The following is a 22,858-nucleotide window of genomic DNA, read 5'->3' as shown; positions in this document are numbered from 1 at the left end:
ACGGACGCTGGAATATAAGTACATAATGTATGTATTTGTGTAGCTGTCAATTGTTATATTCTGTATTTTCTTCGATTGGAGCACGGATTTTTTGATGCTAGAAAAACAGGCGGCGCCGCGTGAAAGAAAGTCAAATCGTTGAAAACATCGCCCTCGAAAAAAGCCGACCGCCGCGCTTCGCCCAGCACCAAGGCTTCCACGAAGATCTTAGTACCAGCAACAAAACCGCCGTCGGCGCGCGGAACCCGAAGCTATCAGCCGCCCACAACGATATCGCGATCCGATTTCCTGAAAGACGGCCATGATCGCGATTTCCGCGACGGCCTCTACGGAATGGTCACCGCATTGGACGGCCTGCTGCGATGCCGGGATGTCTTCGGAAAAGCGCTAGGCCTGACCGGCAGCCAGTTTGCGATATTGATCGGGACGGCTTATCGGCAGGGCAGCGAAGGGGTCACCATCCGCCATCTCGCCGAACATGTGCGACTGGCAGCACCGCACGTCACGACGGATGTCAACCGACTGGTCAAGCTCGACCTGCTGGTCAAGAGGCCACATGCCGTCGATCGGCGTAGCGTGCTGGTCTCGCTTGCCCCACGCGGGGAAGCGGAAGTGCAACGCATCGCGCCGCTAGTTCGCGACATCAACGATATCCTGTTCGACGGAATCAGCCACCATGACTTCAAGGTGGCGGCACGCGTCATGCGAGACCTCGTAATGAACGTGGAGAAAGTCTTTGCCCAACTTCGGTTGGGTGACCTTGCACCACGCGTCGAGACCTGAGGCGCGCCGCACCAGGCACTCCCAAGCGACACAAATGCCGTCGTCAGGCCTGATGCCAGCGCAGCACGCGATGACGCAATCCGAGCACCAGCAGGTCAATCAGGTAGCCGATGACGATCATGACCAGCAACAGCGCGAACACGGTTATGGTTTCGAAAAAGCGCTGCGCGTAGACCAGACCGCCGCCCAAGCCGCCCCCGCCCGCGATCATCTCGGCGGTAAACGTGCTTACCAGCGCGAAAGGCACGGCAATGCGCATGCCGCTCATCAGCGACGGCAGCGACGCCGGCAGGATAATCTTCCACAGTGTGGTCATGCGCGACGTTCCCATCATATCCGCGGCCCAGAGTTGGACCCTCGGCACAGTTCGTGCTCCGGCTTCCGCAGCGATGATGAATGGAAAGATGCAGGTGCTGACGACGAGCGCGATCTTCGACAGATGATCGATACCGAACCAGAGAATGAAAATCGGCAGGAAGGCGACCTTGGGCGAAGGAAAACTCAGCGCAATCAGTGGCTCGAACAGCCATTTGATCCAGCGTATCCGTGCCATCATAAAGCCGAGAGAAACGCCGGCGATCATAGCGATCGCCAAACCGGCAGCAGCCCTGTACATGCTGACCAATAGCGGTTCGACAATCTCGCCGCTGCGGACCAGATCGGGAAAGCTGGCGATGACACTCGAAAGCGGCGGCAGGAATATCGGTCGCACCAGACCGCCCTGCGTAGCGGCTTCCCATACTGCTGCAACCAGCAGCAGTGGATAGGTCGCAATCAGCACCTCCCGGATTCGACGTAAGTGGCTTGCCACGGCCATCAGTGCTGTCCCGCAGAAGGCTGCCAGCGCAGGCAATGGTTCGTGATCGACAACAACGCCTGATCGGCCGCATAAGCGGCGATCACCACGGCGAAAACGGCGGCGAACATGTAGTCATAGGCTCCGGTCTCACCATACATGAACAGCAGCTTTCCGATGCCAACCTTCGCTGCGATCATTTCGGCAGCAATCGCGATCAGGAAGGCAAAGCCGAGGCCGATGCGAAGGCCCGTCAGAATGCCATGCTGCGCCGAGCGCAGCGATACTTTCCAGATCAGGCCACGTTGGCCGGTGCCCATCGCCTGAGCACTCCAGATCAGGATGTTCGGCGTATCGTGAACTCCGTGATAGGTATAGACGATCAGCGGCAACATGGTGGACATCGCCACCGCCACGATACTGGTGGTGCTGCCGATCCCGAACCACAGGATGAACAGCGGTACCAGCGCGGTCTTCGGCAATGAATACGTCACCTTGACCAGCGGATCGAAAAACCCGTGCGCGCGCGGACATGTCGCCATCAGGATGCCGAGTGGAATTCCGATTGCAGCGCCAAAAAAAGCCCGGCGAGTCCGCGCCAAAGCGTCATGCCGAGATCCACATAGAAGGACGGTGTCTGCGCCAGATCCCATAGCGCCCTGGCAACCCTGACGGGGCTCGGAAGAACGGACGGATCGATCAACTCGACTGTAGGCAACGCCTGCCAGATCGCTGTAAACAGTGCGATCGGAATGGCCTGATCGGCGAAGCGTCTGAACCAGCGTGCGGTCATGAGACAGCCTGGGATGGGTCCACCTGTCTGCGCACCGACAGCCAGACGGCATTGCGAAATTTGCGGTAGCGGTCCGACAGAACCACATTCTCGCGCGACCCGGAACGATCGAGATCGATCCTGAATTCCTCGACCAGACGGCCGGGGCGTTTCGACATGACGCAGACGCGGTTCGACAGATATACCGCTTCATCGACATCGTGCGTCACCATTACGACCGTCTTGCGATTGAGCCTCCATAGGCGCAGCAACTCGTCCTGCATGATCTCACGTGTCTGCGCGTCAAGCGCTCCAAACGGTTCATCCAGCAGCAGAATATCTGGCTCATAGGCAAAGGTCCGAGCCAGCGCCACGCGCTGTTTCATGCCGCCCGACAATTCACGCGGAAAGGACTTTTCGAATCCGGACAGTCCCATCAGCGCAACGTAGCGCGAAACGATGGCGTGGCGCTCGTCCGCCCCCATGCCCTTTTCCACAAGCGCGTAACCGATGTTGTCTTCCACTGTCAGCCAGGGGAACAGCGCATATTCCTGAAACACCACCCCCCGGTCGATGCCCGGCGCGGTCACCACATGGCCGTTGGCGGTGATCGTTCCCTGGGACGGCGTGATGAAACCGCCCAGCATATACAGCAGCGTGCTCTTGCCGCACCCGGACGGACCAACGATGGATACGAACTCACCCTCGGCAATCGCCATGTCCACCCGGTCGAGGGCCAGCACCGATTCGCCGCGCCGCTCGAAGTTTTTGGAAATGCCACAGATGGCGATCTTCGCAGCCGCGTCAGCCGTTCGAATGTGGGTCGTAGGCGACGTCATGAGCAGCATTCTATCGAATCCATCACAGCAGTTCTCATTCCGGCAAGCGTCACTGGATATTCTGACATTAAGATCATATGACAATCTTCTGTCAATCTGATGCCTGCCCGAATGGAGTGCACCCATGGACCTATTTCGCGCCACAGCTCGGCAGGTTGCGGCCTTGTTGAAAGCGCGTGACATCACGCCGCTCGATCTCGTGGAGGCCGCCGCGGCGCGGATTTCGCAGACCAAGGAGCGCTCAATGCCCCGCCGATCCTTTGCCTCGACAGGGCGCGCGACCGGGCCCGCCGTTTGATGAACGGCGATGCGTCGCTTCGCCACGGGCCGCTTTACGGTCTCCCGATCGTGGTCAAGTATCTCAACGCGGTGGCGGGGGTGCGATGGACCGAGGGTTCGCAGGTCCACGCCGACCGCGTCGCATCCTGCTCCGACATCATGGTCGAGCGGCTGGAGCACAACGACGCAATCGTGATCGCCAAGTCGAACACTCCCGAGTTCGGCGCTGGCGGGAACACCGTCAGTGAAGTGTTTGGCGCAACGCGCAATTCCTGGAATACGACCATGGCGACGGGCGGCTCTTCCGGCGGTTCGGCAGCAGCGGTCTCCAGCGGGCAATGCTGGCTGGCCACCGGCAATGACATGGCTGGCTCAATCCGGATTCCCAGTTCGTTCTGCTCGGTGGTGGGCCTGCGGCCAAGCCCGGGGCGCGTCGCTCACGGGCCGCTGCCGCTGTCGTTCGGATTGCTAAATGTCGATGGACCGATCGCGCGCAATGCCGGCGACGCCGCATTGACGCTGGATGCAATGGTCGGGGAGTATCCGCAAGACCCGCTTGCGCTTCCCGCGCCCGCAACGTCTTTCGTCGAAGCCGTCGATCGCCCGCGCGCGCTGCGCCGCATCGCTTGGAGCGCCGATCTGGGTCTCGGCCCCGTCGATCCCGAAATCGGCGCCATCTGTGGCGCCGCGGTTCGCGCCTTCGACAGCCTCGGCGTCATTGTCGAGGAGGCCTGTCCCGACCTGACGGGCGCCGATCAATGCTTTCAGGTGCTGCGCAACGCGCAACGCTCCGCCGCGGCCGGCCTGCTTGACGGCAATGAAGACCGGCTCAGCCCCGAGATCCTGCACTATATCCGACTAGGTCTGGCGCAGACCGCAAGGCAAATCGCCGACGCAGAGGTGACCCGGGCCTGGCTATTCCAGCGCATGGCCGACTTTTTTGTCGATTACGACATTCTGGCGACCCCGCACAGTGATCGCCGGCCCGTTCGATGTCGGTATCCGTCTCATGATGGAAGTCGGCAGTATCGCATTCACGGACTACTTCGCCTGGCCGGTGCTGACCTACGCCATTACCGTGACGGCCTGCCCGGCCATTTCGATTCCCTGCGGCTTCACTCGCAGCGGATTGCCAGTCGGTTTGCAACTGGTCGGGCGACCGCGCTGCGACGCCGCCGTATTGTCCGCTGCCGCGTTGTTCGAGTCGGCCCATGATTTCGCTTCGATGCTTCCGATTGACCCCCGCCCCGCCAGCCACAGTTCAACGTCTGCACCTCTGGAGATCCTGCCATGACGATCGATCCGCGCGAGTTCCGCAACGCCCTAGGCCTGTTCCCGACCGGCGTCGCCGTCGTCTCGACGGTCACCGCCGACGGCGAACGCATTGGTGCCACCGTGAGTTCGTTCAATTCGGTATCGCTAGACCCGCCACTGATCCTGTTCAGCATCGCCCGCAGCGCCAAGGCGTTCGACATCTGGGCTAACGCACCGTATTACGCGGTCAGCATTCTCAGCGAAGCGCAGAGCGAGACTTCAAACCGCTTCGCCCGTCCAGCGACCGACAAATGGGAAGGCGTCGCGAATGTCGCCGGCGCCAACGGCGTGCCACTGGTCCGGGGTGCCAGCGCCTGCTTCGAATGTGAGAGCTTTGCCCGGCACGATGGCGGCGACCACCAGATTCTGATTGGCCGGGTTACTTCCTATACAGTGGCCGATATGGCGACGCCGCGGCCCTTGCTGTTCTATCGCGGGCGATATCGGCAACTTGAGCCTGACCTCGGGATCGACACCCCGCAGGGCGTCGATTATTACCTGCACGGCTGGTAACCCGGCTTCAAATTACCGCAGCTTGCAGCGGCCCGCGTCCGCTGATCAAATCCGACACATGTTCGGCGATCATGATCACCGCTGCGTTGTTGTTCCCACCGATCATATTCGGCATCGCCGACGCATCCACCACGCGCAGGCCGCGCGTGCCGCGGACCCGAAGATCAGGGCCGACGACAGCTTCCTCGTCATCCACGGCCCCCATGCGACAAGTGCCGAGCGGATGCCGCACCGTGCCAGTACTGGCGCGGATATGCGCGTCGAGATCGGCATCCGAGGTGACCGGCGAGGCCGGATCGAGTTGCGCCGAGATGAACGAAGCGAAGGCAGGCTCGCGCGCCAGCCGCTGCACCATCCTGACGCTGTCGCGCAGCGTGCGTCTGTTCTTCTCGGTCGCCAGAAACGACTGCGCAATCCGCGGCGGCGCCAGCGAATTTTCCGACGCCAGCGAAATCCGGCCAAGACTTTCGGTCCGCAGCAAGACCGCGCGACAGGCAAACCCATCCTCAAAGGCCGGCGTGAAGAGCGGCAGATATGGATGTGCCACGAGCGGCGGGGCACGAAACAGCAACTGGATATCCGGCATAGCCGTCGCAAACTCGGATTTCAGAAAAGCCGTCCATCCGCTTGGCAGATCGGTAGCAAAACCTTGCCGAAAACATATGCGCGGCCCATCTTCGCGCCGATGCGGTCGAGTCACAGAGCGCACTGGAATAAGCCTGGCGGGCGCCGCTGATACTCGAAACCGGCCTGAACGTGATCCTGCAGGTTCGCGCCGACACCGTCGAGCCGACTTCTTACAGAGATTCCGCTTCGCGCCAGTTTATCGGGATTGCCAATGCCAGGCAGCATCAAGAGCTGCGGTGTCTTGATCGTGCCTGCGGACAGGATCACCCCGCGCATGGCATAAGCAACTTTCCGTTTGCAGCTGCGAAGAAACTCGATGCCAACGGCGCGGTCGCCCTCGAAAACGAGTCGCAGCGCCACCGCCTTGGTCAATACCTTCAGATCGGGGCGCCGCATGGCCGGCTGCAAATTGGCAACCGCAGCGCTGGCCCGACGACCACCGCCGATAGTGGACTGCAGACGCGCAAAGCCTTCCTGCTCGCCGCCGTTTTAGTCGGACGTGGAGGGAAAGCCGGCGCTGGCGGCGGCGTCGAAGCTGAACTGCACAAGCGGATCGTCATAGGGCGACAGGGTGGTCGCCAGCGGTCCGCCGCTCACCCAATAGGCGTCGATGTCGCTCTCCCAATTCTCCGCGCGACAAAAATACGAAAGCACGTGTTGATAGGACCATAATGGCAGCCCGGCGTCTGCCCAGCGATCATAGTCGCCGCGATGCCCCCGCACATAAACCATCGCGTTGGTGGAATACGATCCGCCAATCACCTTGCCGCGCTCACAGCGCAGAACGCGCTCGTCCAGGCCGCTGACCGGCTCGGTCATGTACATCCGGTCGAGGCGACGATCGGCCAGCAATTTTCCGTGGCCGAGCGGCACATGCAGCAGCGGATCGTGGTCCCAGCCGCCCGCTTCCAGCACCAGCACCGTCGTATCCCGATCCTCGGTCAGCGGCCGCGCAAGCTCGCAGCCCGCCGATCCGCCTCCGACCACAATAGAATCTGCATGCAGTTCGCGACTCATCAACGCTACGCCTCGCATTATTGCTGGACAAATCCCAAGGAACAATATTGTCTTACGATCTTAATGTAAAACGGCCTGACTTACGGAGAGATCGATGAAGGACCCGATCGGGAATCCCAAAGCCTTTTCACGCCGCACGATCCTACAGATCGGCGCAGCGATGACCATCGCCGCGCCATATGTTGCCCGCGCGCAAAGCATCCCGCACATTCGCTATGCAACGGGTGGCGGACTCGGTGCCAACGAGATCGTCACGGTGCACTTCACCGACTGGATGAAGGAAAACGTGCTGAAGCGCCACGGCAAGGATTACATCCTCGACGTCACCTATACGCGTGGGACACCGGAAGCGGCGTCGCTGCTCGCCGCAGGCCAGATTGATCTGGCAACGCTGTCGCTGCCCGCCTTTGCCACCACGGTGGCGCGCGGCGCCGTCCCCAATGGCATCAAAGCCATCGCCGACGACTTCCAGGACGCGCGCGAAGGATATGCGACGCAGGGATTCTACGTTCTCGAAGACAGCACCATCAAGACGGTGAATGATCTCAAGGGCAAGATAGTGGCTGTCAATGCCTTCGGTACTGCGACTGACCTGCTGCTGCGCGTCGTACTGAAGAAAAACAATATCGATCCGCGCAAGGACCTCAAAATCGTCGAGATTTCCTTTCCCAGCATCGGTCCGGCGCTACGCGAGAAGCGCATCGACTGCGGGGTGCTTCCGCTGCCGTTCATTGCCAACGAGACTGCAAAGGGCGGCATCCGCCGGGTCTTCCAGGGACGTGACGCGTTCTCGGCCTATGCGGTGATCTTCCAGGTGGCCACCAACGACTATCTCAAAGCGCAGCCGGCGGCGGTGAAGGCATGGCTCGCCGATTACGTCGACGGCCTGAAATGGCTCTACGATCCGGCGAACCGCACGAAGGCCGTGGAGATCACCTCGACACTGGCGAAATCGTCGCCGGACGTTGTTGATTCCTATTTCGTGACCAACAAGGACTACTTCCGCGATCTAAAGGCATGCATCTCGACGGATCTTTTCCAGGGCCCGATTGATGCCATGGCGCGCGAAGGTTTGCTTGCCAATACGATCGATGTTTCGAAGGTGATCGACACCTCCTATTTACCATTTCCCTGCAAGACATGACCCGACCGCGCACAGCTTGATGATAACCATCGGCCCGGCGAAGATCGACATTAGCCGGGCCGATCTCCCGCCGCTCAGACGGGAACCGCAGGACCGGCGCCACTGCCAAGTCTGTCCAGTATCCACGCCGTGAATTGTTTCACCGCAGGTCGCGTCGCCTTATCAAAGCTCGAACTCACACAAGAACCGGTGGTCAACGGCAATCGCAATCGAAGCGGTGCAATCAACGCCCCGGACCGTAATTCGTTGCTCACCACCGAAGTTCGTCCCATCGCGACACCCAGACCGCGGCTTGCGGCCTGGACGGTGGCGAACAACTGGTGGCACACGATCCCGTCGTGAAGTTTGACATCCCGGGCTTCCGCAGCCTCGAGCCATTGTGGCCAGTCATCGCCAAGGATTTGCGACGCGGTGCGTATGATCGAAAGGGCCTCCGGATCGCTGGGCTTGGACAATACGGCGCCGAAGGCCAGCAAAGCTGGACTGCAGACCGGAAAGCATTCCTTAAATCCCGGACGGTGCGCCGTTCTGCCGCGCCAGTCTCCGGAACCGTACCGTACAGCGACATCTTAATCATGCCGGTCCAGACCATCGAACGAGGCGATGGTGCAGATTCGCAGCGCGATCTTCGGAAAGCAGCGTTGACAGTCGGGCAGCAGCGGAATCAGATAGTTGAGGCCAAAATGAATGTGCGTTGCGATCACCAGTGAATTCTCGTTCTGCGCATCGATAAGACGGGATGTCGCTCCGGAGATGAACGCCAGCGCGTTCCTGTCCGTTTCCAGGTAATCGTGCCCTCAGGGAGTGATCCCGATGAAAGTAGTATCCCGGTCAAACAGCCGCGCGCCTACGAAATCCTAGAGTGCCTTGATCCGATGACTCACCGCGGTCTGGGTAAGATTCAGTTCCATCGCGGTCCGGGTGAAGCTCAGGTGCCGCGCCGCGGCCTCAAAAGCGAGCAGATAGCTGATCGAGGGATGATATCCGTTGTGCATGGAAAACCCACGGCCTGAATCACCGCGGCTACGCAACCGAAGACGGCATATGCAATAGTTTCAGAAGCATTAGAATAATTCGCGTTTCCCGCAAGCGCAATCAATCGGCATTTTTCCCCGCATCTTTTCTCGCGGAGAATTCAAATGGAAGTTTTTGCCGGCCGATCCACCGACCTTGAAGCGGGCGATCGTATTCTGGTCGAACACAAGGATCAGCACAGCGGCGTGTTGCGCGCCAAAGGCGTATTGCATGCCTTCTTCAATCTTTGTCCCTACCAAGGCAGCCCAGCCTGCGAAGGCGTTCTGGTGCACAAGCCGGAGGAAATCATCGCCGAGGACCGCTCCTATCAGGGGATGCGCTTTACAGAGGATCTGCACCTGGTGTGTCCGTGGCACGGCTGGGAATTCAACGTGGAGACCGGACGCTGCGCCGACGACGGCAAGCATGGCCTGCGGAAATTCGCAATCGTAGAGCGCGAAGGGGACATCTATGTCGTTGTATGAACCAACAGCAGTCGTACATGCAAGACCGTCACCGACGTCGCCCGACTTCGCCACGGCCGCCTGGATGATAGGAACTCATTGTAACCTGGCCATCGATCTCATTTTTCCTCGAGATCTTGGAAGACGATGGAAGCTGCTGAGAAGATCACCTTCCTACCTGTCGTCGCCTAGCGCGATGGATTTCCGGAAGGCAATTATATTGATGTCGATTTGCACGTCGGTGGCATAGATCAGGTCATCGCGAGATACCGGAGCGACCCGAAAGCCGCGATTCTGAGTGAAAACCACCAACCCGTCCGTCGTCAGGCGCATCAATACCTGGCGCAACGGCGTCGCGGCGACGGAGTGTCGTTCACGGAGATCGTCGAGCGGAAGCCGGACATTGGGCAACAGCCGACATTCGAGAATATCCTGGTACAGCCCTTCGAAGGCCTTATTGCTCAAATTATCGGCGGCGCCTGCGCGATGCGATTTGAGAGAGACCAAGTTTTTTTGCGACGTTCGGGTCGCGCCCCGGCTGGCGGAGCAATTAGGCCCATTTTATAGATTGTGCGAAAACATATACTATGGATATTGTCAAATATCGACAATGGTTTAAGTCGCTATCGTGCCACCGCTCGACAATAGATGGCTCGTTCAGCAAGGCGCCCCCCCATGAAGGCAGTTAGAATTACCATGACCGAGGTGCCTAAGACAAAAAAGACCAGCGCCCGGGGGAAGGTAACGAAAACCACCAAATCATCTTCCCTTACGCAGCAGGCCTATGAAGCCATCAAGGAAAAGGTGATCAACCTTTACTTCCTTCCCGGTCAGTATCTGAACGAAGCCGCCATCTGCGAACTTCTTGGTCTCGGCCGGACGCCAGTGCATCAGGCGCTGCAGAGACTACAGAGCGAAGGACTGATCGATGTCGTGCCTCGCAAGGGCATTATCGTTCAACCGGATTCGATCAGCCAGATTATCGAGTTCCTGAAGGCCCGCCTGACCGTCGAAACCGAGATTGCCCGGCTTGCTGCGGAGCATGCCCATCCCGACGACGTAGCCGAGTTAAAAGCCATTCTCGACAGCCAGGGTCGATTACAGAATCACGGCGGGGAGATCAACGCGTTTGTCGAATGCGATCATGCCTTCCACATCAAGATCTGCGATATGTCGCGCAGCCGGGTGCTTGGCGATTTCGCGAAGTCGCTACATGAGCGCTGTTCACGATCCTGGTACCTGCACCTTTGGCAGACGCTGGATCGGGACGCGTCCGAGAAGCAACATCGCGCCATCCTCAAAGCGATCAAGAGCCGCGATGGGGAAGGTGCAGCCGCGGCGATGCGGGATCACCTCACCAATCTTTGCGAGCGCGTGACCAAGGTTCATCACACCACGTCCAGAAGCGGCCAATCGCTTCCGCCCGTGGCGCGGACCGGGCGGACAGGCAAGCCGATTGACTGACCGCCGCGAGTTCGTCCGCAAGCGCGGCGAAGCCGGGCAGATCTGACCGGCATCCAGAATTAGCCCTTTTAAAAATATTTCACCTGAAATATCATGCGCGTCGTGGGGCACAAAAGCCCTTGGAGGATTACACGATGACGCTGCCCGAAGGCGCCCCTTCGCTCGAAGAAATTCTGATTCAGACCGCCGATATGCCATGGCGCGAGAAGTCCTTGAACGGCGTCCACGAGAAAATGCTGTGGCGGGATGACGTCACGGGCGCCTCCGTTGCGCTGATCAAATTCGACAAGGGTGCCAGCATTCCCCAGCCGCACATGCACGCGTCCAACCAGATGATGTTCTGCCTGTCTGGTCATTATGAATACACCGCCACGGGCGTTACCCTGAAGGCAGGTAGCTTCTACTGCAATCCGAAGGGCAACGTTCATGGCCCCACGCTGGCGTATGAGGACACGGTTGTGATCGAGGTCTATGATGGCCCGCATTATCCCGTAAAGCCGTCATGGTACACCGACGAGAAGGACGCGCACTGATGGCCGGCACGAACCGACTGCCATCATGAGCAACTCCCAGTCCCTCCCGGCGTCAGAATTTTCCGCCTTCACCAGACAGTTGCTGATCGCGGCCGGAACGCCCGAGATCCACGCAGCGACGGTATCGGCCGCGCTCGTCGATGCCGATATCGAAGGCCTCGCCTCGCACGGGACGATGCTGTTGCCGATGTATCTGGACCGTATCGCAGCCGGCTCAGTCGTACCTGCGGCCGAGGGACGGATCATCTCCGACACCGGCGCGCAGATCGTGATCGATGCGGACAATGGTCTCGGTCAGGTAGTTGCCGAAAGGGCCGTCGCACTGGCGGTCGCGCGGGCGCAGGCCCATGGTCTGGCCGCGGTCGCGGTCCGCAACACCTTTCACTTCGGTGCTGCCGGACGTTTTGCACGGTCGTTCGCACTTGAGGGCTGCGTCGGCATTGTCATGGCCAACACACGCCCGCTGCTGCCGGCGCCGGGCGGCGCCGAACGCGTCGTCGGCAACAATCCCCTCGCCATCGCCGTGCCGACTGAGGGCGGTCCAATCGTGCTCGACCTGGCGCTGAGCGCCGGTGCCATGGGCAAGATCCGTCTCGCCGAGAACAAGAAGCAGAGCATTCCCGAGGGCTGGGCCTCGACATCCGAGGGCATCCCGACCACCGACCCCGCCGAGGCCATCAAAGGCATGTTGCTGCCCGCGGCAGGCGCCAAGGGCTTTGGCCTCGCCGTGATGATCGACCTGCTCACCGGCGGGCTCTCGTCGGGCGCTATCGGCGATGCAGTGCAGCCATTGTATGGCGATCTCAACAAGAATTACGGATGCTCGAATCTGTTCATCGCGATCAAAATCGATGGCTTCCGGCCTGTCGCGGAATTCAAGCAGGCCGCCTCGCGGTTTTCCGACAAGATCCGGGAATCGCGAAAGGCGCCCGGGACGACGGACATCCGCGTGCCCGGTGACCGCGCTGAACGCGCGCACCGCGAATTCTCCGGGACGGTCCGGATCGCCGATTCGACGATCGCCTCGCTGCGTGACGCCGCCAGGCGGCTCAACGTTGCGCTTCCTCCCCAATTCAATTCCTGACGGAGACTTCCATGCCCAAGAAACAGATCATCAGCGCCAAGCTGCGCCAGCCCAACGGCCATTTCTCCCAGGCAACCGTGATCGAGGCGCAGGGGCGGCTTGTCTTTCTGTCCGGCATGACCTCACGCCGCGCCGATGGCACGATTGCCGGCATCGGCAATATAGAGGAGCAGACCCGGCAGGTGTGCGAGAACCTCAAGGCTGCCGTCGAAGAATCCGGCGGCACACTCGACGACATCTGCCGCGTCGATGTCTATGTCCGCAACATGGAGCATTTTGACGCCATTCATAAGGTTCGTCGTGAGTATTTCACGGGCATCGCGCCGGCCTCGACGATGGTCGAGATCTGCAAGATGACCTCGCCGGACTACCTCATCGAGATCAACGCCATCGCCGTCATCGCCTGATCCGAAAGTTGTCACATGAAGTTTGCAACCCTTCGATGGAACGGCCTGGAGCGCGTTGGCGTCGCGACCGACGCGGCCTTCGCGCTGCTGCCGGAAACGTCCGGCGACATGGTGACGCTGATCGCAGCGCCCGCGGATATCCGCGACGCTGCGATCCGTGCTGCGATCGATGCCGGCGAGCGCCTGCCTCTGGCGAGCGCGCAGCTTGCCGCGCCGATCCGTCGTTTCAGGCGGGATGTGCTGTGCACCGGCTGGAATTACTGGGACCACTTCGAGGAAGGCAAGGGCAAGCGTGACGGTCAGGAAGTCGATCGCCCGAAAGCTCCGACCTTCTTTTCGAAATCCCCCGATGCCGTAATCGGCCCCACCGATCCGATCGCGTTCGACGCGCGAATTTCGCAGAAGTGGGACTATGAAGCCGAACTGGCCATCATCATCGGGAAGGCCGGTCGCAGCATTCCCAAGACAAAGGCCCTGGATCATATTTTCGGCTATTGCCTGGCCAACGACGTTTCGCAGCGCGACCTGCAGCGCCGCCACGGCGGTCAGTGGCTCAAGGGCAAGAGTATCGACGGCACCATGCCGCTTGGACCAGTCATCGTCACGCCGGATGAACTGGACATTCCCAACATCCGGCTGCAGTGCCACGTCAACGGCCAGAAGCTGCAGGATGGCCTGGTCGCCCAGATGGCGTTTCCGATCGAGGAGTTGATCGCCGAGTTGTCGTTCGGCATGACGCTGCATCCCGGCGACGTGATCCTGACGGGAACACCGAGCGGAGTCGGCAATGCCCGCGAGCCGCAGATCTTTCTGCACGACGGCGACGAGGTCGTCGTCAGCGCCGGCATTCTCGGCGAGTTGCGCAATCGCATGCAGCGCGTGGATCTCTATGGCGATTCCGACATCATGATCGGCTGATCGAAGCTCGGCATGGTTCAGGCCTTGCCGAGCAGTTCCTCCGGACTGTCGCAGAAGATCCTCTTCCTGAATTCACTATCGAGCCCTTGCAATTGCCGATGAGGCTGCATCAGGCCCATCGGAAACGGCCAGTCCGACCCGAACAGGACGTGATCTTCTCCGAAAACCTGTGCGGCGAGGCGAAGCGCTCCGTCGTCATGCGCGATGCAGTCAACGCAGAACCGGCGCAGCGCCAGCAGCGGCGCCTCGTGGGTCGTATCGAGACCGGGCCGTTTGGTCGCATGCCCCTGTTGCCAACGCCCGGCGAGCGCAGCCGCGGTTCCGCCCGCATGCGCCAGGCAGATCTTGAAATCCGGATAACGCTGCAATACCGCGGCGAACACCAGATGCGACGTCGCGATGGCGGTCTCGGTGGGATTGCCCAACAAGTTGTGCAGATAGAACGGATCGAGCCGGGCATCGCAGCCCTCGCCGGGATGCAAGAAGAGAAAGCCTGCCGCCTTGTTCAGCACGTCCCACAGCGGTTCGTAGACCGCGGCCGACAGCACGTGACCGACGCCGCCAGCCGACATGGAGAAACGGACCTGTCCCGTTGCGATCTTGTCCCGGGCGATGGCAACCGCGAGTTCGGGATGCTCGACCGGCAGATGAAACAAGGGCGACAGCCGCGTCGGATGCTGCTGCACGATGCGTGCAAGCCCGTCATTCAGCAGGCCGAGCCATCGCTCCGCCGCATCCGCTTCCAGATGCGGGCGATAGACCGGCGGCGGCACGGAGATCCACGCCTGCCCGACATCGTTGTCATCCATCCACTTCAAGAGGTCAGCGGGCCTGAAAAGTCCCTTCAAGCCGATCTGATGACCATCGACCTCCAGCTTTTCCGAGGCGGGATCCCATGACACGCCATCGAACTGCGCCAGTGCCGCGGCGTTGGGGGTGATCAGGTGGACATGAACGTCGAGAACAATTTTCGTCACGTGTCAACAATCTGTCGGTCAGAGCAAGGAAAAGCGGCAAGGCAATCGACTATTCCACCTTGATTCCTGCCTTGTCGATGACGGACTTCCACGACCGCGATTCCGCATCGATGCGGCGTGCCAGTTCTTCCGATCCACCCGCGATGGCTGTGATTCCCAACTCGCTGAACTTGCGTTGGATCTCGACGTCCGTCATCGCCGCCACCACGGCGCGTTCGATCTCGCCGCGGACCGCCTCCGGCGTGGCCTTCGGGGCCAGCACAGCGAACCAGGCGCTGGAGTCGAAACCGGGATAGCCCGATTCGGCGACGGTCGGGACATCCGGCAACAGCGGCGTCCGGGCGGCGCTGGTGACAGCCAGCGCCCGCAATTGACCGCCGCGGATCTGCTCCAACACCGTTGGCAGGTTGTCGAACATCACCTGGATCTGACCGGATACAAGGTCCGTGACCGCCGGCGCGCTGCCCTTGTAACCGATGTGGGTGAGTTGCACGTTGGTTTGCTGGGCAAACATCTCGCCGGTCAGATGCCCGTTGGAGCCATTGCCCTGCGATGCAAAGTTGAGGCTGCCCGTCTTGCTTCTGGCGAGGGCGATGAACTCCTTGAGGTCCTTCACCGGCACCGCGGGATTGACCACGACCACATTCGGCACAAAGCCTGTACGGCTGATCGGGGCAAGATCGCGGCTGACGTCGTAGCTGATGTTGCGATAGATCAGCGGATTGATGGTGAGCGCGCTGGAGGCCACTGCCAGCAGCGTATAACCGTCTGCAGGCGCACGGGCGACAGCGGTGAGGCCGATGCCGCCATTGGCGCCGGCGCGATTCTCGACGATCACGGCCTGCTTCCAGATTTCGCCAAGCCTTCGGACTAGCAGACGCGCGATGATGTCGCTGGTTCCGCCAGCCTGATACGGCGAGATGATCGTGACCTGCCGGGTCGGAAACGTGTCCGCACTAACCGGCATCTGGGCTGTCAGAATGAACGCACATCCGACGAGAAGTCCTGGCAAACGCATCAGAAGTCTCCGCTGTTGCCGCGGCATTGTCGCGCGGCGTATGGCCGCGCAGCGAGGTCGCATCTCACCGCCACGGCTTGAGGTCACCGATGGGCATCAAGGCAGAATGGGTGGTTCCGGGAGGAAGCCGGGTGCATAAATCTGCTCGGCAGTCAGCTTGTCACCGGACACATCAATGTTCTTGTTGATGAAATCGACGGTGTTCTTCATCCGCTCCGCCGACACGTAGCCCAGGCCATACTTAGACACATCGTCGCTGAGCGCGACACGACGCAGGATGTTGATTTCATCGACGACGATCTGCGGATCCAGCGCCTTGACGTATTGTAGTTCGATCTTCGCGGCTTCTTCGGGATTGGCGAATGCCTCTTTCCAGCCGCGCAGCGACGCACGAACGAACTTCTTCACTACGTCGGGGTTCTTCTTCATGAACTCTTCCTGCACGCCGATGGAATTGGAGTAGATTTCAAGGCCGAAATCCCCGGCAAACAGACAGACTGTCTTGGCGTCCGGCACGGCTCGCCTGATGGATGGCTCACTCATGATGAATGTGTCGATGGTCGCAATCTTGTGGGCGGCCAGCATCGGGACACGGGCCGCACCGTCGATGTTCACGACTTTCATGGTCTTGCTGTCGATGCCCTTCATCTCCATGAATGCCGCCCAGATCTTCGGCACGAACGAAGCAGAGCTGGACCCCAGTTCAAGATTGACGAGTTTCGCCGGGGTATCGATGTTGGCGCCGGGATTCAGGCTGAAAATGCAATAGGGCGGCTTCTGGTAATTAACGGCAACGATCTTGACGTTCGACGCATTGCTGCCGGCCGCGACGAGGCTGGGAATGTCGATGAAGCCGAATTCGGTAGTCCCGGTGGCAACCGAGCGAATGGCGTCGGCCGTCCCCTTCGACGGAAGGATCGAGACGTTGAGCCCCTCTTCCTTGTAATAGCCCTTGCCGAGCGCGACGTACCAGGGCGCATGCCGCCCGAGGCTGATGAAGTCGAGCGAAAATTTGACGTCGCGGTCCGCGGCGAACGACGGGCCTGCGATCAAGCACGACACTCCTAGTATCAGGGTCGACAGGTATTTCAGCATCTTCGATCTCCCGCTCACCAATGAAACCCTCAACGCGCCCACAGCGTCGAAATTGACTTATGAGATATCATAAGATATTTCACCAGCATGTACATGGACTTTTTGGGGAGGTGGCGCTGGGGGCACGCCCGATGCCGCCAGCAACAGAACTCAGCAAGATTCAGGCCAATCCGGCCGAACGACGATCGAAATGAGCAGATGGTTTTTGGTTCTATCCAGAATGTCCGAAAGGTCTTTGTGCCACAAGATGTGCGAGGCAAAGCGCCCGTCGTGGCACTTGATGACGCCAGTTTCGAGTTCGACAAAGGCCAACTGATCTCGTTTCTCGGACCGAGTGGTTGCGGCAAGACCACGCTGCTGCGCATCATCGCAGGGCTGATACCGAAGACGTCCGGCTCCGTCGTGATCGGCGGCCGGGACATCAGCGAACCGCTCGGCAATTACGGCTTCGTATTCCAGAGCCCCAGCCTGATGCATTGGCGTACGGTCCTCGACAACGTTCTGTTTCCCATGGAAATCCTGCGGCGACGCGATGCCAAGGCCAAGCAGCGCGCCATCGAATTGCTCGATCTGGTGGGATTGGCAGCCTTCAAGGATGCCCGACCACACCAATTGTCGGGTGGCATGCAGCAACGCGCGGCGTTGTGCCGTGCGCTGATCCACCAACCCGACCTACTGCTGATGGATGAGCCATTCGGTGCGCTCGATGAACTGACCCGTATGGACATGAACGACCTTCTGCTGAAAATTCGCCACGAGACGAGCGCCACCGTCTTGTTCGTCACGCATTCGATTTCCGAGGCCATCTATCTGTCAGACAAGGTCCTGGTGTTCAGCCGGCGGCCGGCGCGGGTCGCCAGGGAGATTCAGGTCGATCTCACCTATCCGCGCTCCCAGCAGGTCCGCTTTACGGCCGCCTTCACCGGCTTCGAGCGGATCGCGAGCGAGGCACTCGGCGTGGTTCCCGCAGGCACGGACGTCCAGGCAGTGCCGCTATGACGCGTTCATTTTCCCGCATCGCATATCCGCTAGCCGGCGTCGTTCTGGTCATTGCCGGATGGGTTCTGCTCTGCTGGATCGGCAATCTTCCTACCGTCGTACTCCCCACACCGGACAAGGTCGTGCGGGCATTCGTGCTGCGCTTCCCGCTTCTGGCCAGCGAGGGATGGATCACCCTGAAGGAAACACTGGCGGGATTTTTCCTGGCTATGCTGGTCGGATTGCCGATGGCCGTGGCGATCGCCAATTCGCGTCGCCTCAACCTGATGTTCTATCCGCTGCTGGTGGCGCTGCAGTCGGTCCCGAAGGTGGCGCTGGCGCCTATCGTTATGATCTGGCTCGGCACCGGGATCGAGTCCAAGCTGGCGATCGTCTGGCTGGTGTCATTCTTTCCGATCATTGTCGATACCACCGCCGGCTTGCGCGCGACACCGCGCGAACTGCTCGAACTGGCGCACAGCCTGCGCGCGACGCCCTGGCAGATTTTCATCAAGGTGCAGTTTCCAGCGGCGCTTCCTTTCGTGCTCACCGGCGCCAAGGTTGCCATGACACTGGCGGTGATCGGGGCCGTGATCGGAGAATTTGTCAGTTCCAGCGAGGGCCTCGGCTTCCTGCTGCTCAGCGCAACGTCGCAACTGGACACGCCGCTCGCCTTCGCAGCCTTGCTGGCGCTGTCGCTGGTCGGCGTCGCCACCTACATGCTGGTCGAACTGGTCGAACGCCTCGTCGCGGGCTGGCTCCCGCCCACCGCCCACGGACATTGATCGATGCGCGCTCAATTCTCATTTGACGGCGATGTCATCGTCATCACCGGCGGCGCTAACGGGATCGGACGCGCGCTGGCCTCCGCCGCCGCCCTCGCAGGTGCCAAGGTTGTCATTCTCGACGTCGATCAGCCGGCCATGGATGCCGCTGCAGCGGAACATGCATCGATATCAGCGATCCACGTCGATGTCAGCGACCCGGCCGCCATTGCCGCGGCCATCGCAGGCATCGAACACCGCTTCGGCCATATTGACGGACTGGTTTGCGGTGCAGCGATCCAGCCGCGCATTGTCGCGCATGAGATGACCCCGGCGCAGTGGCGCCAGGTACTCGGCATCAACCTCGACGGAGTCGTATGGTGCTACCAGGCCGTAATCCCCGGCATGATCGCGCGGCGACGCGGGGCAATCATCGCGTTTTCGTCAGGCCTCGCCCATCAGGGCTGGCCGCAGGCCTCCGCCTATGCCGCCAGCAAGGGCGCGCTGATCGGCTTCGTCAAGAGCGCCGCCAAGGAAGTCGCTCAACACCGGATTCGCTTTAACCTGATCTCGCCTGGCGTGATCGATACCGCGCAATACCGCGCCGCCAATCAGGGCGCGGACCACGAGCGCTGGCGCACCTCCATTGGCGTCGGCGAGGCCGCCGACGTGGTCGGGCCGCTGCTGTTCCTGCTGTCGGACGCCGCCACCATGACCGCATCGGTGCTGAGCCGCGACACCGCCTACCCCGCTTCCGACGACGAGTAACGAGACCACAATGAAGCCCATCCTGATTGTCGGCGCCGGTCCTGTTGGCCTCACCACAGCGCTGGCGCTGCAGTTCTATGGCCTGCCCTTCCTGCTGTTCGAGGAAGACGACTCGCTCTCCAGCGATACCAAGGCCGGCACCATCCTGACCCGCACGCTGGAAGCCTTCCGGCGCTACGGCGTCGCCGACGATGTTCTCGCCAAGGCGCTGCGCGTCGATGAGATCGGCGACATCGAGCGGGCGACCGGCGCGGCGCGTCCGTCCGTGCGACCTCCGCTGCTGGATCGCGAAACCCAATACCCGTTCGTCGTGAACCTGCCGCAGCATCATCTCGAACCGATCCTGCACCACGCGATCGAGACGCGCTCGCCGGGGTCGGTTCGGCTGCAACACCGGCTGACATCGTTCTCCAATCATGATGATGGCGTGACCGCCACGTTCGAAACGCCCAACGGAGCGCAAACGGTCGAAGGATCCTACCTGCTTGCCTGCGACGGCGGGCGCAGCACCATCCGGTCGCAGCTGGATATCAAGGTCGAGGGCGAATCGCTTTCGGCACGCAACCTGCTGGTCGATGTGAAGGTCGACCTCGATGTCGCCAACCCGCGCGACTATCCGTATCTGGCCTATTTCGCCGATCCCGATGAATGGATGGTCCTGGTCCGCCAGCCGCACTGCTGGCGATTTCTGTTCCCGCTCGCCGCCGAGGCTCCGGAGCCATCGGCGGACGAACTCCGGGCCAAGGTGCTGAAGTTCATCGGCCCGGTAACGGACATGGAGATTCTGAATACCATTCTGTACCGGATTCATCATCGCATCGCGAGCAACTGGCGGTCTGGACGGGTGTTCCTGATGGGAGATGCGGCGCATTTGATCACGCCGATGTGGGCCCTGGGACTGAATACCGGCATCCTCGACGCCATCAGTTTGCCGTGGCGGCTTGCCTGGGTCGCCCGCGGCTGGGCCATAGACGCCCTGCTCGACGGCTACAGCCGCGAGCAGCATCCAGTCGCCGCACTCGGCTCCGGCGAGATGGCCGAGGCCGGCCGCAAATATATGCTGGGCCTGCAGGGCGAGACCCGGGCGATGTCCGGCGATGCTTGGGGCAATGCGCTGACGCGCACCATGCTCGGCGTCCGCCTCGACGTCGACCAGATCGGCGACTGGTCCATGGTCAAGACCTCAGAGCAGCCGCTGCAGGTCGGTGATCGCATGCCCGACGTCGAGTTGCACGGCCCGGACGGCCGCCCGGTACGGCTGCACCAGTTGATCGACGACACCTTCCTGGCCCTGTACTTCACCGACCCGCGCCGCAAGCCACAACTGCCTGCCGATCAACCGGGGCTGAAACACATGATCGTGTCGCGCTGGGATGCGCCGCTGGACTCCGGCGTCCGCCATCGGTCACTCTTTGACGTCGGCGACAGGTTGCGGTCGCGCGCCGGCTGCGCGGAAGGCACCGTGCTGCTGATCCGGCCCGACGACCACATCGCGGCAATGATGCCGATTGCCGACAAAGCAATTGTGCGGGTTCATCGTCGCATTGTCGAACCGAACTGCCAAGACTAACCGCTCACCGACCGTTGGAGACGATCCATGACATCCACACCATCCCGCGAGTTGGGGCCGATCGGCGACCAGATCCTGTTCGAGAATGATCAGGTGCGTGTCTGGAGCGTCAAGCTGGAACCTGGCTCGCGGCAGCACTGGCACCAGCATCACCTGCCCTATCTGATCGTCCCGCTCACCAGGGGCCAGAACATCATGGTGTTCGAGGACGGTCGCGAACGCGAAACCGACGAGGTTCCGGGCGGCGTTCTCTGGCGCGAGCCCGGCGCGCCCCATGAATTGATCAATATCAGCGACTGGGAATACAAGAACGTGCTGATCGAGATCAAGACCAGGCCTTGATTGATCTGCCCCTTTGAAGTGGTCCTCCCTGAAGTATGGTTTTGACTATGGAGGATGAGATCAATGGCGAGGAAGAGACATACATCGGAAGAGATTGTCGCGAGGCTACGCCAGGTTGATAGAGCCGGTTCCGGAAATCTGCACAGGAAGCTAAGTGGAGTTTCTGCCTGACGGCGGGCACGATAGGCCCGCGAATCAGGAGAGACCATGAGCAGACGAGCCCGCCGGAATCACTCAGCGGCCTTCAAGGCGAAGGTGGCGCTGGCAGCCATCAAGGGCGACCGGACGATAGCCCAACTGGCCGAGCATTTCGACGTCCACCCCAATCAGATTGCGGCGTGGAAATCGCAGCTTGAGGGCAATGCGTCCGAGATTTTCGGACCTGGGGGCGGGCCGCCGGCCGCGCCTGCGATCGACGTGAAGTCGCTGCACGCCAAGATCGGAGAGCTGACGCTGGAGAACGATTTTTTAGAAGGAGCGCTCACCAAGGCGGGATTTCTGAGCGCAAAGCGATGATCGACCGCGAGTACGATTTGTCGATCACCAAGCAGGCTGAGGCTCTGCGGATCAGCCGGGGCAGCGTCTATTACCTGCTGCGTCCGGTGCCGGAAGTCGATCTCGCCATCATGCAGCATCTCGATCGGCTGCACCTGGAGTATCCCTTCGCCGGTTCGCGTATGTTGCGCGGCCTGCTGGCTTTGCAGGGGTGCAAGATCGGCCGCCGGCATGCGAAGACGCTAAAATGCGGCGGATGGGGATAGAGGCGCTCTATCGCCGTCCGCGCACGACGAAGCCGGAACCTGGCCACAAGATCTATCCGTATCTGTTGCGCGGTATCGAGATCACGCGGCCGAACCAGGTCTGGGATGGACATCACCTACATCCCAATGGCGCGTGGCTTCGTCTATATCGCTGTCGTGCTGGACTGGGCGACCAGCCGGGTTCTGTCCTGGCGCCTGTCGATCACGATGGAGGCGGCCTTCTGCGTCGAGACTCTGGAGGATGCTCTGGCCCGTCACGGCAAGCCCGGCATCTTCAACACTGATCAAGGCTCGCAGTTCACCGGTGCGGCCTTCACCGGCCTGCTCGCCGGCCACGGCATCGCCATCAGCATGGACGGCAAGGGTGCATCGAGACAACTTGTTCGTCGAGCGGCTGTGGCGCAGCGTCAAATACGAGGAGGTCTATCTGAGAGCCTACGAAACGGTCGGCGAGGCGCGACATTCGATCGGCCGGTATCTCGACTTTTATAACCGACGAAGGCCCCATTCAAGTCTTGACGACATGAATCCGGATCAAGCCTACTTCACCCAGCCGCCACTTCGCTTGGCGGCCTAATCCCGGCAGAGACTCCACTTATCGACGCGGAGAATATGTT

25 protein-coding genes and 4 pseudogenes are annotated in these 22,858 nt (G+C 60.9%); 17 read left to right on the top strand and 12 right to left on the bottom strand.

All coding sequences use genetic code 11. The annotated features are described in order from the left end of the window. Nucleotides 1–138 precede the first annotated feature (138 nt). Nucleotides 139–783 (top strand): MarR family winged helix-turn-helix transcriptional regulator, encoded by a 645-nt coding sequence (locus tag FIU28_RS06320; protein ID WP_143572151.1) that lies wholly within the window; start codon nt 139–141, stop codon nt 781–783. Between the two features lie 43 nt (nt 784–826). Here the strand turns inward: FIU28_RS06320 and FIU28_RS06315 are convergent, their stop codons facing one another. The 4 genes from FIU28_RS06315 to FIU28_RS06305 are packed head-to-tail and all read right to left on the bottom strand — an operon-like array spanning nt 827 to nt 3,199. Continuing rightward, entirely contained in the window at nt 827–1,600 is a 774-nt protein-coding gene (locus FIU28_RS06315; RefSeq protein ID WP_143572150.1) for an ABC transporter permease, read from the bottom strand. Continuing rightward, nucleotides 1,600–2,121, bottom strand: a complete 522-nt coding sequence (locus FIU28_RS26320; RefSeq protein ID WP_168209932.1) for an ABC transporter permease — start codon at nt 2,119–2,121, stop codon at nt 1,600–1,602. The genes FIU28_RS06315 and FIU28_RS26320 overlap by 1 nt, the downstream gene beginning before the upstream one ends. Further along, entirely contained in the window at nt 2,121–2,372 is a 252-nt protein-coding gene (locus FIU28_RS26315; RefSeq protein WP_168209931.1) for a hypothetical protein, read from the bottom strand. The genes FIU28_RS26320 and FIU28_RS26315 overlap by 1 nt, the downstream gene beginning before the upstream one ends. Next, a complete protein-coding gene (locus FIU28_RS06305) occupies nt 2,369–3,199 on the bottom strand; it encodes an ABC transporter ATP-binding protein (protein WP_246660893.1) in 831 nt (276 codons plus the stop codon). Before FIU28_RS06305 ends, FIU28_RS26315 begins: the two co-directional genes overlap by 4 nt. Nucleotides 3,200–3,487: 288 nt before the next feature. On the opposite strand from FIU28_RS06305, the pseudogene FIU28_RS06300 reads away from it, so the two are divergent. From FIU28_RS06300 to FIU28_RS06295, 3 genes and pseudogenes are all read left to right on the top strand, one after another. Beyond that, nucleotides 3,488–4,426 (top strand): annotated as a pseudogene (locus FIU28_RS06300) (amidase); the annotation flags it as partial. A 52-nt stretch (nt 4,427–4,478) separates the two neighbouring features. Continuing rightward, nucleotides 4,479–4,763, top strand: coding sequence for an amidase family protein (locus FIU28_RS27180; RefSeq protein ID WP_368039459.1), 285 nt, complete (start codon nt 4,479–4,481; stop codon nt 4,761–4,763). Next, nucleotides 4,760–5,296, top strand: a complete 537-nt coding sequence (locus tag FIU28_RS06295; RefSeq protein WP_143572148.1) for a flavin reductase family protein — start codon at nt 4,760–4,762, stop codon at nt 5,294–5,296. The genes FIU28_RS27180 and FIU28_RS06295 overlap by 4 nt, the downstream gene beginning before the upstream one ends. Before the next feature lie 7 nt (nt 5,297–5,303). Here FIU28_RS06295 and FIU28_RS26835 read toward each other — a convergent pair whose 3' ends face one another. Then, a complete protein-coding gene (locus FIU28_RS26835) occupies nt 5,304–5,867 on the bottom strand; it encodes a GMC oxidoreductase (RefSeq protein WP_246660891.1) in 564 nt (187 codons plus the stop codon). A 125-nt stretch (nt 5,868–5,992) separates the two neighbouring features. After that, a pseudogene (locus FIU28_RS26830) lies at nt 5,993–6,940 on the bottom strand (GMC family oxidoreductase). Between the two features lie 160 nt (nt 6,941–7,100). On the opposite strand from FIU28_RS26830, the gene FIU28_RS06285 reads away from it, so the two are divergent. Next, nucleotides 7,101–8,084, top strand: a complete 984-nt coding sequence (locus tag FIU28_RS06285) for an ABC transporter substrate-binding protein (RefSeq protein WP_168209930.1) — start codon at nt 7,101–7,103, stop codon at nt 8,082–8,084. Between the two features lie 74 nt (nt 8,085–8,158). On the opposite strand, the pseudogene FIU28_RS27310 reads toward FIU28_RS06285, so the two are convergent. Beyond that, nucleotides 8,159–8,593, bottom strand: a pseudogene (locus FIU28_RS27310) (LysR substrate-binding domain-containing protein); the annotation flags it as partial. Nucleotides 8,594–8,941: 348 nt separating this feature from the next. Continuing rightward, nucleotides 8,942–9,079 (bottom strand): LysR family transcriptional regulator, encoded by a 138-nt coding sequence (locus FIU28_RS06275; protein WP_143572146.1) that lies wholly within the window; start codon nt 9,077–9,079, stop codon nt 8,942–8,944. 144 nt (nt 9,080–9,223) lie between these two features. Here FIU28_RS06275 and FIU28_RS06270 point away from each other — a divergent pair, with 144 nt between their 5' ends. After that, complete coding sequence (locus FIU28_RS06270) at nt 9,224–9,583, top strand: Rieske (2Fe-2S) protein (protein WP_143572145.1); 360 nt, start codon at nt 9,224–9,226, stop codon at nt 9,581–9,583. 153 nt (nt 9,584–9,736) lie between these two features. Here the strand turns inward: FIU28_RS06270 and FIU28_RS06265 are convergent, their stop codons facing one another. Continuing rightward, a complete protein-coding gene (locus FIU28_RS06265; protein ID WP_143572144.1) occupies nt 9,737–10,069 on the bottom strand; it encodes a GntR family transcriptional regulator in 333 nt (110 codons plus the stop codon). Nucleotides 10,070–10,258: 189 nt separating this feature from the next. On the opposite strand from FIU28_RS06265, the gene FIU28_RS06260 reads away from it, so the two are divergent. From FIU28_RS06260 to FIU28_RS06240, 5 genes are all read left to right on the top strand, one after another. Continuing rightward, on the top strand, nt 10,259–11,026 hold the full coding sequence (locus FIU28_RS06260) for a GntR family transcriptional regulator (protein WP_168209929.1): 768 nt from the start codon (nt 10,259–10,261) through the stop codon (nt 11,024–11,026). 134 nt (nt 11,027–11,160) lie between these two features. Next, a complete protein-coding gene (locus FIU28_RS06255; protein WP_143572142.1) occupies nt 11,161–11,559 on the top strand; it encodes a cupin domain-containing protein in 399 nt (132 codons plus the stop codon). A 25-nt stretch (nt 11,560–11,584) separates the two neighbouring features. After that, on the top strand, nt 11,585–12,643 hold the full coding sequence (locus tag FIU28_RS06250; protein ID WP_143572141.1) for an Ldh family oxidoreductase: 1,059 nt from the start codon (nt 11,585–11,587) through the stop codon (nt 12,641–12,643). Between the two features lie 11 nt (nt 12,644–12,654). Then, nucleotides 12,655–13,050 carry a RidA family protein gene (locus FIU28_RS06245; RefSeq protein ID WP_143572140.1) on the top strand — a complete coding sequence of 132 codons (396 nt, stop codon included), beginning with the start codon at nt 12,655–12,657 and terminating at the stop codon, nt 13,048–13,050. Nucleotides 13,051–13,065: 15 nt separating this feature from the next. Beyond that, nucleotides 13,066–13,968 carry a fumarylacetoacetate hydrolase family protein gene (locus FIU28_RS06240; protein WP_143572139.1) on the top strand — a complete coding sequence of 301 codons (903 nt, stop codon included), beginning with the start codon at nt 13,066–13,068 and terminating at the stop codon, nt 13,966–13,968. 17 nt (nt 13,969–13,985) lie between these two features. Here the strand turns inward: FIU28_RS06240 and FIU28_RS06235 are convergent, their stop codons facing one another. The 3 genes from FIU28_RS06235 to FIU28_RS06225 form a co-directional block, all read right to left on the bottom strand. Then, the gene (locus tag FIU28_RS06235) at nt 13,986–14,945 is read right to left on the bottom strand and encodes an amidohydrolase family protein (protein WP_143572138.1); all 960 of its coding nucleotides are present in this window, start codon (nt 14,943–14,945) and stop codon (nt 13,986–13,988) included. Between the two features lie 49 nt (nt 14,946–14,994). After that, nucleotides 14,995–15,912, bottom strand: coding sequence for a Bug family tripartite tricarboxylate transporter substrate binding protein (locus FIU28_RS06230; RefSeq protein WP_168209928.1), 918 nt, complete (start codon nt 15,910–15,912; stop codon nt 14,995–14,997). A 147-nt stretch (nt 15,913–16,059) separates the two neighbouring features. Next, nucleotides 16,060–17,058, bottom strand: coding sequence for an ABC transporter substrate-binding protein (locus tag FIU28_RS06225; RefSeq protein WP_143572136.1), 999 nt, complete (start codon nt 17,056–17,058; stop codon nt 16,060–16,062). An 87-nt stretch (nt 17,059–17,145) separates the two neighbouring features. Here FIU28_RS06225 and FIU28_RS06220 point away from each other — a divergent pair, with 87 nt between their 5' ends. The 6 genes and pseudogenes from FIU28_RS06220 to FIU28_RS06195 all read left to right on the top strand — a co-directional run bounded on the left by FIU28_RS06220 (nt 17,146) and on the right by FIU28_RS06195 (nt 22,818). After that, a complete protein-coding gene (locus FIU28_RS06220) occupies nt 17,146–18,057 on the top strand; it encodes an ABC transporter ATP-binding protein (RefSeq protein WP_246660889.1) in 912 nt (303 codons plus the stop codon). Continuing rightward, a complete protein-coding gene (locus FIU28_RS06215) occupies nt 18,054–18,821 on the top strand; it encodes an ABC transporter permease (RefSeq protein ID WP_143572135.1) in 768 nt (255 codons plus the stop codon). The genes FIU28_RS06220 and FIU28_RS06215 overlap by 4 nt, the downstream gene beginning before the upstream one ends. 3 nt (nt 18,822–18,824) lie before the next feature. After that, entirely contained in the window at nt 18,825–19,568 is a 744-nt protein-coding gene (locus tag FIU28_RS06210; protein WP_143572134.1) for an SDR family NAD(P)-dependent oxidoreductase, read from the top strand. Nucleotides 19,569–19,578: 10 nt separating this feature from the next. After that, entirely contained in the window at nt 19,579–21,138 is a 1,560-nt protein-coding gene (locus FIU28_RS06205) for an FAD-dependent monooxygenase (protein ID WP_143572133.1), read from the top strand. Nucleotides 21,139–21,165: 27 nt separating this feature from the next. After that, the gene (locus FIU28_RS06200) at nt 21,166–21,480 is read left to right on the top strand and encodes a cupin (protein WP_143572132.1); all 315 of its coding nucleotides are present in this window, start codon (nt 21,166–21,168) and stop codon (nt 21,478–21,480) included. A 207-nt stretch (nt 21,481–21,687) separates the two neighbouring features. Then, a pseudogene (locus FIU28_RS06195) lies at nt 21,688–22,818 on the top strand (IS3 family transposase). Nucleotides 22,819–22,858: the final 40 nt, after the last annotated feature.

Source organism: Tardiphaga sp. vice154 (assembly GCF_007018645.1).
GTDB lineage: Bacteria > Pseudomonadota > Alphaproteobacteria > Rhizobiales > Xanthobacteraceae > Tardiphaga.
This window is presented reverse-complemented; position numbering and strand designations above follow the sequence as displayed.